Consider the following 12,192-nt stretch of genomic DNA (forward strand, 5'->3'; position numbering starts at 1 on the left):
TGCGGGGGGTTTGCGCCATACGGTCGGTTTGGCTCAAGCCGTGGGCGTGCCGCGGCCGAAGGAAGGGTGTTCGTCGCCCGCGGGCCCGGTTCGCCGCGGGCGGTTCCGCCTTCTCAAGGAGCACGTATGCGCCTGAGCGCGCGCTGGGCACCGACCGCCCTTCTGCTACTCGTTCCCCTGATCAGTGGCGCCGGTGTGAGCAGTCAGGCCGGTATGAGCGGTGACGTCCGCTCGAACGGGGACGCCGACCTGGGCGGTGACCTGGGCGGTGACCTGAGCGGTGACCTGGTCCGTGACCTGGGCGGTGACGTCCGCCGGAGCGGTGACGCGGGCCTGGACGGTGACGGAGGCCTGGGCGGTGACCTCGGAAGCGCCGGTGCGACGGCCGGGGCCCGGCAGGTTCCCGTACCCGTCGAGCGTTCCGTCAGCGCGATTCCCGGCCAGTACATCGTCACGCTCAAGCCCGCGTTCTCGGCGGCCACGGTGGTACGGCAGCTCGGGGTCAAGCCTCTGTTCACCTACGGGACCGCGCTGCGCGGGTTCGCCGCGGCCCTCACCGGGGACCAGTTGCGCGCCGTACGGGCGTTTCCCGCCGTCCAGGCCATCGAGGAGAACGCGCGGATCAGCGTCGGCTCGCCGTCGGCCGAGCGAGCGCGGTCCGTGGAGAAGCCGGTCGGGAGGGCGGTCGGGAAGGCAGTCGGGACGGCGGTCAAGGCCGAGAGCTGGGGGCTCGACCGGATCGACCAGCGGAAGCTGCCCCTCGACAACGACTTCACCGTGACCGGTACGGGCAGTGGCGTCACGGCGTACATCGTCGACACCGGTGTCGAGACCGCGCACAGCGAGTTCGGTGGCCGTGCCACCGTCGGTTTCGACGCCATCGGCGACGGACGCAACGGGCAGGACTGCAACGGCCACGGCACCCATGTGGCGGGCACCACCGGCGGGGCGACCTACGGCGTGGCACGCTCGGCCTCCCTGGTCGCAGTCCGCGTCCTGAACTGCCAGGGGAAGGGCGACTGGGCCGGGGTCATCGCCGGATTCGACTGGGTCGCGGCCAACGCCAGGCAGCCCGCGGTCCTGAACGCCTCCATCGGAGGATCCTCGTCCACGGCGGTGGACAGCGCCGTCGACGCCGTCACCGCCACGGGCGTCCTGCCCGTCGTCGCGGCCGGCAACGAGTCCCAGGACGCCTGTGGTGTCTCGCCCGCAGGAGCCACGTCGGCGCTCGCCGTGGGAGCCACCGACAACCAGGACGGCGAGGCCCGCTTCAGCAACTACGGTCGCTGTCTGACGACCTACGCCCCCGGTGTCGCCATCGTCTCCGCCAAACTCGGCGGCGGCTCCAGCACGCTCAATGGCACCTCCATGGCCAGCCCGCATGTCGCCGGGGTCGCCGCCCTGTTGAAGGCGAAGTACCCGACGGCCTCCCCGGCGGAGCTCACCGGCTGGCTCACCAAGACGTCGACCAAGGATGTGGTCCGTCCCATCAGCACGGGCTCGCCCAACCGGCTGCTCTACACCGGCGGACTCTGACGGACTCCGGCGGACTCCTACGGGCCGTAGCCGGGCCGACTCCCCACCGGGGGTCGGCCCTTCCCGTCCACTGGCGATGAGTTTCCGCGGGCGGTGGAGTCGTAGTCGTACTCGTTGGTGTGTACGCGTGCGTACGCGCTGACAGATGGCGACGAGTGAGAGACGAGTGAGGAGAGCGGACCCATGCTGCTCAAGGACAAGACCGCGGTGATCTACGGCGGCAGCGGGGCCATCGGCAGCGCCGTGGCCCGGACCTTCGCACAGGAAGGAGCGCGCGTCTTCATCGCCGCCAGGACCCCCGCGCCGCTGGAGCGGGTCGCCTCCGAGATCGGGGACGAGGGCGGCGCTGTCGAGGCCGCCGTGCTGGACGCGCTCGACGAACAGGCCGTGGACGCGCACGCCGCCGATGTCGCCGCGCGGGCCGGCGGCATCGACATCTCGTTCAATCTGATCTCGCACGCCGATGTGCAGGGCACCCCGCTCGCGGAGATGCCGTTCGCGGACTTCCAGCAGCCCGTCATGACCGCCCTGCGGACGAACTTCCTGACCGCGCGGGCCGCCGCGCGCCATATGATCCCCCGCCGCTCGGGCGTGATCCTGATGTTCGGGGGGTACGGCGACCCGAGGCCCGACTGGAATCTGGGCGGGCTGCAAGTGGCGCTCCAGTCCGTCGAGGCACTGCGCCGACAGCTCGCCGGTGAGCTGGGACGCTATGGAATCCGGGCGCTGAGCATCCAGACGGCGGGAATCGTGGACACCATCCCCGAGGACTTCGAGGGCGGCGAGGAGATCATCGAGGACACCGTGTGCCGGACGCTGCTCAAGCGGGCCGCGACGCGGCAGGACGTCGCCGACGTGGCGGCCTTCGCCGCCTCCGACCGCGCCCGGTCCATGACCGCGACCGCGTTCAACATCACGTGCGGAACGGTGGTCGACTGACCTCGCCCGAGGTCGGCCGAGGCGGAAGCCGGGCGGAAGACGACCGGAGGCCGGGCGGTTCGACCGGAAGGCGGCGGTCGAGTAGCGTCGCGGCGGGCTGACCGGCCCCTGGACGCTGAGAGAGGTGCCGAGGTGCCCGAGCCGCACATCCTGACCGCGCCGGGGGCGCCCTTCGCCGTCGTACGGGCCGAGAACGGTTCGCTCATGTACGCCGACGGACCGCGCACCCTGCGCGAGTTCGTGGAGGCGACCTGGGCGTACGGCGACCGGCCGTTCCTGGTGGCGGAGAGCGGGACGTACACGTACGGGGAGTTCTTCGCCGCCGCCTCCGCGCTGGCCAACCGTCTGCTCGACGTCTACGGGCTCCGCCCCGGCGACCGTGCCGTCGTCGCCATGCGCAACCACCCCGAGTGGCAGATCGCCTTCTGGGCTGCCCAGTTGGCCGGGCTGGTCGCCGTACCGCTCAACGCCTGGTGGACCGAGGACGAGTTCACGTACGCCCTGGACGACTGCGCACCGCGCGTCCTGCTGGTGGACGGCGAGCGGCTGCCGCGCGTGGCGCGCTGGGCCGAGCGCGAGGGCGTCCGGATCCTCGTCTTCCACCGGAACGCGGACGACGCGGACCGAGGAGACCTGGCAGACCAAGGAGAGCTGGCAGACCAAGGAGACGTGGCAGACCAAGGAGACCTGGGGGAGCGGATCGCGGGGATCGAACGGAACGGGCGGATCGAGCGGTACGAGGATCTGCCCGCCCCCGATCCGTTCACCGCGCCGCCCGATGTCGAGGTACGGGCCGAGGACGACGCCACCATCATCTACACGTCCGGAACCACCGGGCGGCCCAAGGGCGCTGTCGCCACCCAGCTCGCCCAGGCCGGTGCGGCCATGAACCCGCGCTACCACGCCGCCGCCTCCGCCCTCGCGCGCGGACAGATCCCCGGGCAGGGGCCCGCGCCCGTCGCGCTGATGACGTACCCCTTCTTCCATGTGGCCGCGTTCACCTGTCTCTACTCGGCCATGGCCGTCGGCGGCACGCTCGTGCTGATGCGCAAGTGGGACGCGCGGCAGGCCCTGCGGCTGATCCGTGAGCACGGGGTGACGTACTACGCGGGTGTCCCGGCCACCGCGCTCCAGCTCCTGGACGCGGCGGAGACGGAGACGGTGGAGGCCGGGTCCGGGTCCGAGGCCGGGGCCGGTGCCACGCCCGGGGCCGGTGCGGAGAGCGACGCGCTGGAGACGCTGACCCTGTTCAGCACCGGTGGCGCCGCCGCCCCGCCCGCGCTGGTCGGCCGGCTCACCGCCCGCTACGGCGGGCGCGTCGAGCCCCGCAACGGCTACGGCCTGACGGAGACCTGCGGCGGGGTACTGGCCGTCTTCGGCGAGGAGTACCGGCGCTTCCCCGACAGCGTGGGCCGGCCGACGCCCGCCACCGAGGTACGGATCGCCGGACTGGCGGGTGAGTCCGCGCTGGGTGGGTCCGCGCCCGGTGGCTCCGCGCCGGGTGAGCCCGCATCGGGAGCGGCCGTACCGGGTGAGCCCGTACCGGAGGGCCAGGTCGGCGAGCTCTGGCTGCGCGGCCAGGCGCTCGTACGCGGCTACTGGCGTGACGAGGCCGCCACCGCCGAGGCATTCACACCCGACGGCTGGTTCAGGACCGGCGATCTCGCGCGGGTGCGCGACGGCCGGGTCACGGTGGTGGACCGGATCAAGGACATGATCGTCAGGGGCGGTGAGAACGTGTACTGCGCGGAGGTCGAGGCCGTGCTCCACGCCCATCCCGAGGTCGTCGACGCCGCTGTGCTGGGCATTCCGCACCCGGTGCTGGGCGAGGAGGTCGCGGCGGTGGTACGGCTCAGACCGCGCGCCGAGCCGGGCCGCGGTCCGGACTCCCGGCCGGACACCAACGCCGACACCAGCGCCAACGGCGACACCAACACCCACACCCACACCCACACCCACACCAACGCCGACACCGGCCCCGGCGCCAACACCGACGCCGAGGAGTTGCGCGCGCATGTCGCCGCCCGTCTCGCCGCCTTCAAGGTTCCGGCCCATGTGCTCGTACGGGAGGACCCGCTGCCGCGCAATCCGGCCGGCAAGATCCTCAAGCGCGAGCTGCGGACGGAGGTACTCAGGGCCGTGACACCCGCACCCTGAAATTCCCGCCGGGCTCCTTCGCCATCACGGTGATCCGGATGTCGTGCTCGCTGTCGACGAAGGTGTCGCCCGGCAGATAGAGCGCGTCCGACAGTTCCGCGTGCACATTGGGGCGCCGGGTGCAGCCGCCGCTGTTCTCGCGGCTGTCCGAGACCGCGATCGGGCCGCGTCCGGTGTCGACCGTGGAGTCCACCCGGTAGATCAGGACGCCGGGCTCGCAGACCGCCTCGTCGTTGCCCTCCCTGGTCCGTACCTCCACCGCGTAACCGGACTCCTTGGAGAGCGGTACGAAGGTCACCTTGGGGCCGCCCGTCCTCGCCAGCGGCTCCAGCAGATACTCGCTGACCCCGGCCACGGACGCGCAGCGGATCTGTTCGTCGTCGAGCCAGCCGAGCTTCCACTTGTGCCAGCCCAGCAGATCGTTGTTGGCGCCCCAGTCCTCGGACATGATGTCCCAGTGTCCGACCGAGCTGCCGCCGTCCATGGTGTAGAGGTCGGGCAGGCCGAAGACATGACCGTTCTCGTGCGGCAGCACCCGGTAGCCGGTGTCGCGGTACGAGCCCGAACCGTCGTCCTGGCGGCTGTAGACGAAGGACGTGTTCGCGAGCGGCGCGCCGTCGGCCTCGGGTGCCTCCGAGTTGCCGGAGAAGGTGACGGACAGGACGGTGTCGAGCGCGGACGGCCCGGCGTTGGGCGTGACCAGGACGTTGAGCAGGTCGTACGCGGCGAAGTCGACCCGGCTGTCGGCGGCGGACACGATGTCCTCGACGAGCCGCCGGTAGCCGGGCTCGTACGGCGCTCCGCGCTCTATCCCGTACGCCGCGAACGACAGCGGCATCCGCAGCCAGTCCGTCAGCGGGGCCTCGGCCTGGTAGTCGAGCCGCCCGTAGGAACTGGTCCTGAACCACTGCGACGTCTTCGGGAAGAATTCGCCGAGCCGGTCGAGGGCCGTTCCCGGGCCCTGCGCGTCCGGGAAGTCGATCATGAGATTGAGTGCGCGGACCGTGCCGGTGGAGGGGGAGTAGCCGGGCGGGGTGGGCAGCCCCTCCGACATCTGTACGGTCGAGGTGGGCGCGATACGGCACTGGGTGAGGGAGGCGTCCCGGCCCGCGGCGACGGAGCCCGCGGAGGCGCGGGTGGGGCCGGGGAGCGTGCCGCTGGCCGTGGTCAGTGCGGCGAGGGTGAGGGCGGTGAGCCCGGCGAGGGCGCCGAGACGGTGGGAACCCCAATGAAAACGGCCGTGGCCTCTGCCGCCGGCGCTGCCGCCGGCGCTGCCGCCGGCGCTGCCGCCGGCGCTGCCGTCAGCGGTACCACCGGAGCCGCTGGTCGGACCGCTGCCGCCGGTGGTACCGCCGGGGCTGCTGGTACCGCCAGGAGGGCTGCTCGTACCGCTGTCGCTGCTGATACCACCGTGGCTGGTGGTACCACCGGGACTGGTGGTGGAACTGTCGCCACTGGTGTCGTGGCCCGTGTCGCCGGCACTGCCGCCGGTTCTGCGTATCCGACGCGTCTGCTTCATGCGGCCGCCTTCGGGTCCGCGGCAGTCGGCCGTCCTGACTGCACTCTGTTCGATCACCCTCTGCCGGTCGGCGTGTCGGCGCTCGCTGGGTGCGCCCGATCGTGGGTTCTTTCCCCTGCGCAGGTATTTGTGACGCGGGTCACAAGGAGGAGTGAAATAACCGGGGAGCGCTTCCCCGTTTGCATCTACGTCCCCGGAGAACGGGGACGGACCGAGGACGAGAACCGAGGGAAGGCCCCGACGTGACCACCGCGACCACCACCGCCGGACCCGAAGCGCGCCGTGCCACCCGGCCGCGCGCCGACGCCCTGCGCAACCGGGAGCGGATCGTCGCGGCGGCGCGGGAGCTGTTCGTGGAGTACGGGGCCGAGGCCCCGCTCGACGAGATCGCCCGCCGCGCCGGAATCGGCAATGCCACGCTCTACCGGCACTTCCCCGACCGCCATGCCCTCATCCACGACGTCGTGCTCTACGTCATGGCCCGCGCGTCGGACCACGCGGAGCGCATCGCCGTCGAGGAGTCCGACCCGCTCACCGCGCTGCGTATCTTCGTGCACACCGCGGCTGACGAGCGGATCGGGGCGCTCTGCCCCATGCTTTCGAGCACGTTCGACCGGGCGCGTCCCGATCTGGACGCGGCGCGTGAGCGACTCGAAGGGGCGGTCGAAGGGCTGATGGAGCGGGCACGGCAGGCGGGACGGCTCCGTAAGGATGTCGCCGTCGGTGATCTGATGGTCGCACTGTCCCAGCTCACCCGTCCGCTGCCCGGCACTGGATGTGTGAGCATGGACCGGTTCATCCACCGGCATCTCCAGCTCTTCCTCGACGGCCTGGAGGCACCCGCCCGGTCCGAACTGTCCGGCTCGGCAGCGACCCTGGAGGATCTGCGCCGCGCCGCTCCGTGACGCGCCCCTGAACCATGAACTCCGGCCCCGGAGGCCCAGCCCGGCGGCCGAGAACGAAGCCCCTACGGGCCGCCCGGCCGTCCGGGCGGAACCGGCCGCCGCAGAACGTCCCGCACCGGCGCGGAACGTCGCGTGGCGCCGAAGCCCGGCGGTCGATCCGACGACCCCGTACCCCGGCTCCCCGTACCGGTGGCTTCCGGAACCACTCCGCCAGACCCGATCCGATCGATCCGATCCGTCACCGTCAGAGCCGTCATCCGGCAGACCGTCCCTCAGGGCGTCTGTCCATGACCCGGTCACCTGACGGCCCCGGTGACTCCATGACCTCGTAAGACCGGCAGCGTCGCCTGTACTTACAGACTTACCGACATTTTCGTCTTTCCGCGTCCTTAGGTGGATACCCTCATGTCAAATTCAGCCGCCCCGGCCGAACCGGCCGCGTCAGCGCAGTCCTCGCCCTCGTCCTCGTTCTCAGCGGCCTCACTCCCCGACCCCGGTCGGTGGAAGGCGCTGGTCTTCATCGCGCTCGCGCAGCTCATGGTCGTGCTCGACGCGACGATCGTGAATATCGCGCTGCCCTCCGCCCAGCAGGACCTGGGCATATCCGACGGCAACCGCCAGTGGGTCATCACCGCCTACGCCCTCGCCTTCGGCGGTCTCCTGCTGTTCGGCGGACGTATCGCCGACCTGTGGGGACGCAAGCGCACCTTCGTCGTCGGTCTGCTCGGCTTCGCCGCCGCGTCGGCGCTCGGTGGCGGCGCCACCGGTGAGGCGATGCTGCTCGGCTCCCGCGCGCTCCAGGGCGCCTTCGGCGCGCTGCTCGCGCCCGCCGCGCTCTCGCTGCTCGCGGTGATGTTCACCGACGCCAAGGAGCGCGCGAAGGCGTTCGGCATCTACGGAGCCATCGCCGGTGGCGGCGGCGCCGTGGGTCTGATCCTCGGCGGTGTGCTCACCGAGTACCTGGACTGGCGCTGGACGTTCTTCGTCAACATCCCGTTCGCGATCGTGGCCGCGCTGGGCGCGTACTTCGTGATCCGCGAGCCGGCCGGCAGCCGTAACCCCTCCGCGCTGGACATCCCCGGTGTCGTGCTCTCCACGCTGGGCCTGGTGTCGCTGGTCTACGGCTTCACCCGCGCCGAGTCCCACGGCTGGTCCGACTCCATGACGATCTCGCTCTTCGTCGGCTCCGTCGTCCTGCTGCTGGCGTTCGTCGGTGTCGAGTCCAAGGTGAAGTCCCCGCTGCTGCCCCTGCGCGTGATCGCCGACCGCAACCGCGGCGGTGTCTATCTCTCGCTCGGCCTCGCCATCATCGCGATGTTCGGTCTCTTCCTCTTCCTGACCTACTACCTCCAGGTCGTGAAGGACTACTCGGCGCTCAAGACCGGCTTCGCCTTCCTGCCGATGATCGCGGGCATGATCACGGGTTCGACCCAGATCGGCGCGCGGCTGATGACGCGGGTGCCGCCGCGGCTGCTGATGGGCCCCGGCTTCGTGGTCGCCGCGCTCGGCATGCTGCTGCTGACGCAGCTGGAGATCGGCTCCTCGTACGCCGGTCTGATCCTGCCGGCGCAGCTTCTGCTGGGTCTGGGCATGGGTACAGCGTTCATGCCGGCCATGTCGCTCGCCACCTACGGCATCGAGCCGCGGGACGCGGGTGTCGCCTCGGCGATGGTGAACACCTCGCAGCAGGTGGGCGGCGCGATCGGCACGGCGCTGCTGAACACGATCGCGGCCTCGGCCACGACCGCGTACGTCGCCTCGCACGCGGCGACCACCAGCAACCGTCAGCTCCTTGAGCTGCGGGCGATGGTGGAGGGCTACTCCAGCGCGATCTGGTGGGCGGTCGGCATCCTGGCCGTCGCCGCCGCGATCGCCCTGACCTTCATCAACACCGGCCGTCCGGGCGCCTCGCCGGTCGCCTCGGGTTCCGGGGCCGGGAGTGCGGAGGACGCGGCGAAGGTACCGGTCGTGATGCACTGACGGCCGTACGGAGGCGTGAGAACGCGGAAGCGTAGAAGCGCCGAAGCGCGGAAGCGTAGAAACGCCGAAGCGTAAGAACGCGGAAACGAAGAACGGATCTGCCCTGGTGTCCCGCGCTTCAGCGGCGCCAGGGCAGATCCGCGCCCGTACCCTCCGGCTGAAGACCCTCGGCCATCACCCGCATGATCTCGCCGAGCTGTTTCACCTGCTCGGGGCTGAGCCGGTCGAAGATCGCCTGGCGTACGGCGGCGACATGACCCGGCGCGGACCGCTTCAGCACCTCGTTGCCCTGGTCCGTGAGAAAGGCGTTCTGGCCGCGCTTGTCGGAGGGGCAGTCCTCACGCTGGACCCAGCCGTGCTGCTCCAGCCTCGACACCGCGTGGGAGAGCCGTGATCTGGTGATCTTGGCGTCCTTGGCGAGCTGGGTCATCCGCATACGGCGCCGCGGGGCCCGCGCGAGATGGACGAGCAGCGCGTAGTAGATGTGCGGCATCCCGGCGTCGCGCTGCAACTGACGGTCGAGATGGTCCTCCAGCAATGTCGTGGCCTGGAGGTATGCCTGCCAGACGCGCTGTTCCTCATCGCTGAGCCAGCGCGGCTCCTCGCCCGTACCGGCGTCTTTGCCGGTGGATGCCGTGGTCATGTAATCCACTCTACTCATTCTTGAAAGTTAAACTAGATGCGGATAGGCTTGTATGAGTTGAATGCTTGAGGTTTCAAGCGGATTGCCCCAAGTGAATCGCTCTGAACCCAAGGGAATCGCCCCTGAACGGGACGACCGAGCCCCAGCCGACACGGTCGCCGACAGAGTCCTGGAGTCGCCATGAACGCCGTCGCGGAGCGTATGCCCGCCCTCTACCTTTCCCATGGGGCCCCGCCGCTCGCCGACGATCCCGTCTGGCCGGCCGAGCTGGCCGCCTGGTCCGCCGAGCTGCCGCGTCCCAAGGCGGTCCTGGTGGTCTCCGCGCACTGGGAGGAGGCGCCGCTCGCGCTGGGCGCGACCGAGACCGTACCCCTCGTGTATGACTTCTGGGGCTTCCCCGAGCACTACTACGCGGTACGGTACGCGGCCCCGGGCGCCCCTGGACTCGCCGACTCCGTGAGGAAGTTGCTGCGCGGTGCGGGCAGGCCCGTGGTGGACGTGCCGGACCGCGGGCTCGACCACGGGGCGTATGTGCCGCTGGTGGAGATGTTCCCCGCGGCCGACATCCCCGTACTCCAGATCTCCATGCCCACGCTCGACCCGCGCGAGCTGCTGGAGATCGGACGCAGGCTGGCGCCGCTGCGCGACGAGGGCGTGCTGATCGTCGGCAGCGGTTTCTTCACCCACAATCTGGCGGCGCTGCGGCACCTGGGCGAAGGGGTGCCGGGCTGGTCGGCGGAGTTCGACGACTGGGGGACGCGGGCGCTGCTGGCGCAGGACGTCGACGCCCTGCTCGACTTCGAGAACAAGGCACCGGCGGGCCGGCTGGCCCATCCTCGTACGGAGCACTTCGCGCCGTTGTTCGTGACGCTGGGTGCCGCGGAGGGTGAGCTGGACAGCGGCAGGAGCGTCATCGACGGCTTCTGGATGGGTCTTGCGAAGAGGTCGGTGCAATTCGGCTGAGGCCGTGCGTTGTCACTACTGCGGTGCGTTGTCACTCCTGAGGGGCGCCTGAGGGGGATCGGTACCTCGGCGAGGCGCCCCCGGGCAACCTGTGGAGGGCTCCGGCCGTCTTCTGGGTAGGAGCGCGGTGGAGGCGGCCGCTCGTGGGCGGTCGCTCCTCGGGGGGGCCTGTGAAGGTGTCACCGAAATGTGACAGCCGTCTCATGGAGGCGCTGGGCGCGGAAGCCGGCGAGAGTGCCGGGGATGTCCGTCAGCCGGGCCCTGACCTGGGTTTCTGTCCCTCTCTGGGGCTTCTGTCCACCCCGGTCGGCGGCACAGGGTACTGCATGATCAGAAAATGTATGTACGCCATGGGAATTCTGTCCGGATTCCAGTCGTTGTTTCCTTCGGATGCAGGGCACCCGGAAGGGTGTCGCGACCTACTCAGTCCAGTAAGGGAGCTCGCATGGCAACCCGTGCCGTCGCCCGTCGTACCGCCGCCTCCGGCGGCACGAAAGCGGCAAGCAGTGTTCGCGCCGTAGGCGGGGAGATCGCCGACCGCGACCTGGTCGGCATGTACCTCGACGAGATCGCGCGTACGCCGCTGCTCGACGCCGCAAAGGAAGTCGAGCTGTCCCAGACCATCGAGGCCGGGGTCTACGCCCGGCAGATCCTCGACGCGGAGGTGGAGAGCGAGGCCGGTGGCGCTTCGCGTGAGGAGCTGGAGGCGCTGGTCGCCGCCGGCGAGCGCGCGAAGGACGTCTTCATACGCTCGAATCTCCGTCTGGTGGTGGCCGTGGCGCGCCGCTATCCGCGCAGCGGTCTGCCGCTGCTGGATCTGATCCAGGAGGGCAACGCCGGTCTGGTGCGCGCGGTGGAGAAGTTCGACTACGCCAAGGGCTTCAAGTTCTCGACGTACGCGACATGGTGGATCCGTCAGGCCATCACCCGCTCCATAGCGGACCAGTCCCGTACGATCCGGCTGCCGGTCCATCTGGTGGAGGAGCTGGGCAGGATCCGCCGAGTGCAGCGGGAGTTCAACCGCGAGAACGGACGGGATCCCGAGCCCGAGGAGGTCGCCGCCGAGCTGGGCACGAATCCGGCGCGGATCAACGACGTGCTGGACTGGGCGCGTGACCCGGTCAGTCTGAACATGTCGGTGGACGACGACGGCGACACACAGTTCGGTGATCTGCTGGAGGACACCTCCGCGGTCTCGCCCGAGCAGTCCGTGCTGACGCTGCTGCGCAGCGAGGAGCTGGAGGACCTGATAGGCAAGCTCGACCAGCGGACGGCCTCGATCATCAAGATGCGGTACGGCATCGAGGACGGCCGTGAGCGGACGCTGACCGAGGTCGGCAAGCAGCATGGGCTGACCCGTGAGCGGATCCGTCAGATAGAGAAGCACGCTCTGCTGGAGCTGAAGAAGATGGCCCGGGATACAGGGTTCGACGCGGCGGCGTGAGGTCTTTTCGACGCGGCGGCGTGACGTTGCCGTCCAGTAGCCGTAGTGTCCCCCTTACTCGTACTGTCTCTTCGTACGCACCGGTCGATTCGTCGGCCCCCATAGA

General features: G+C 70.2%; 9 protein-coding genes. 7 read left to right on the forward strand and 2 right to left on the reverse strand.

Going from position 1 to position 12,192, the window contains the following annotated elements; genetic code table 11:
- Positions 1 to 126: 126 nt before the first annotated feature.
- From OG214_RS23515 to OG214_RS23525, 3 genes are all read left to right on the forward strand, one after another.
- Complete coding sequence (locus tag OG214_RS23515) at positions 127 to 1,536, forward strand: S8 family peptidase (protein ID WP_405985858.1); 1,410 nt, start codon at positions 127 to 129, stop codon at positions 1,534 to 1,536.
- Positions 1,537 to 1,719: 183 nt separating this feature from the next.
- Positions 1,720 to 2,475, forward strand: a complete 756-nt coding sequence (locus OG214_RS23520) for an SDR family oxidoreductase (protein WP_363079570.1) — start codon at positions 1,720 to 1,722, stop codon at positions 2,473 to 2,475.
- Positions 2,476 to 2,679: 204 nt separating this feature from the next.
- Positions 2,680 to 4,632, forward strand: a complete 1,953-nt coding sequence (locus OG214_RS23525) for a class I adenylate-forming enzyme family protein (protein WP_405987586.1) — start codon at positions 2,680 to 2,682, stop codon at positions 4,630 to 4,632.
- Here the strand turns inward: OG214_RS23525 and OG214_RS23530 are convergent.
- The gene (locus tag OG214_RS23530) at positions 4,607 to 6,151 is read right to left on the reverse strand and encodes a M6 family metalloprotease domain-containing protein (RefSeq protein WP_405985859.1); all 1,545 of its coding nucleotides are present in this window, start codon (positions 6,149 to 6,151) and stop codon (positions 4,607 to 4,609) included. The two genes, OG214_RS23525 and OG214_RS23530, sit on opposite strands and share 26 nt — an antisense overlap.
- A gap of 242 nt (positions 6,152 to 6,393) precedes the next feature.
- Between OG214_RS23530 and OG214_RS23535 the strand changes: the two genes are divergently transcribed.
- The gene (locus tag OG214_RS23535; RefSeq protein WP_363079573.1) at positions 6,394 to 7,056 is read left to right on the forward strand and encodes a helix-turn-helix domain-containing protein; all 663 of its coding nucleotides are present in this window, start codon (positions 6,394 to 6,396) and stop codon (positions 7,054 to 7,056) included.
- Positions 7,057 to 7,461: 405 nt separating this feature from the next.
- Positions 7,462 to 9,036, forward strand: a complete 1,575-nt coding sequence (locus OG214_RS23540) for an MFS transporter (RefSeq protein WP_405985860.1) — start codon at positions 7,462 to 7,464, stop codon at positions 9,034 to 9,036.
- A gap of 118 nt (positions 9,037 to 9,154) precedes the next feature.
- Here the strand turns inward: OG214_RS23540 and OG214_RS23545 are convergent, their stop codons facing one another.
- Positions 9,155 to 9,688: a MarR family winged helix-turn-helix transcriptional regulator gene (locus OG214_RS23545; RefSeq protein WP_383036623.1), complete on the reverse strand. Its 534-nt coding sequence runs from the start codon at positions 9,686 to 9,688 to the stop codon at positions 9,155 to 9,157.
- Positions 9,689 to 9,859: 171 nt separating this feature from the next.
- Between OG214_RS23545 and OG214_RS23550 the strand changes: the two genes are divergently transcribed.
- Both OG214_RS23550 and OG214_RS23555 read left to right on the forward strand, forming a co-directional pair.
- The gene (locus OG214_RS23550) at positions 9,860 to 10,642 is read left to right on the forward strand and encodes a class III extradiol ring-cleavage dioxygenase (RefSeq protein ID WP_363079576.1); all 783 of its coding nucleotides are present in this window, start codon (positions 9,860 to 9,862) and stop codon (positions 10,640 to 10,642) included.
- 445 nt (positions 10,643 to 11,087) lie between these two features.
- The gene (locus tag OG214_RS23555; RefSeq protein ID WP_363079577.1) at positions 11,088 to 12,086 is read left to right on the forward strand and encodes a sigma-70 family RNA polymerase sigma factor; all 999 of its coding nucleotides are present in this window, start codon (positions 11,088 to 11,090) and stop codon (positions 12,084 to 12,086) included.
- The last annotated feature ends 106 nt before the right edge of the window (positions 12,087 to 12,192 follow it).

Source organism: Streptomyces sp. NBC_00872, assembly GCF_045161915.1.
Lineage (GTDB): Bacteria > Actinomycetota > Actinomycetes > Streptomycetales > Streptomycetaceae > Streptomyces.

Bases quoted from the DNA above. Each gene is read 5' to 3' on its own strand.
- OG214_RS23515 (WP_405985858.1), top strand. From the start codon at position 127: ATGCGCCTGAGCGCGCGCTGGGCACCGACCGCCCTTCTGCTACTCGTT.
- OG214_RS23555 (WP_363079577.1), top strand. From the start codon at position 11,088: ATGGCAACCCGTGCCGTCGCCCGTCGTACCGCCGCCTCCGGCGGCACG.
- OG214_RS23525 (WP_405987586.1), top strand. From the start codon at position 2,680: ATGTACGCCGACGGACCGCGCACCCTGCGCGAGTTCGTGGAGGCGACC.
- OG214_RS23550 (WP_363079576.1), top strand. From the start codon at position 9,860: ATGAACGCCGTCGCGGAGCGTATGCCCGCCCTCTACCTTTCCCATGGG.
- OG214_RS23530 (WP_405985859.1), bottom strand. From the start codon at position 6,151: ATGAAGCAGACGCGTCGGATACGCAGAACCGGCGGCAGTGCCGGCGAC.
- OG214_RS23540 (WP_405985860.1), top strand. From the start codon at position 7,462: ATGTCAAATTCAGCCGCCCCGGCCGAACCGGCCGCGTCAGCGCAGTCC.
- OG214_RS23520 (WP_363079570.1), top strand. From the start codon at position 1,720: ATGCTGCTCAAGGACAAGACCGCGGTGATCTACGGCGGCAGCGGGGCC.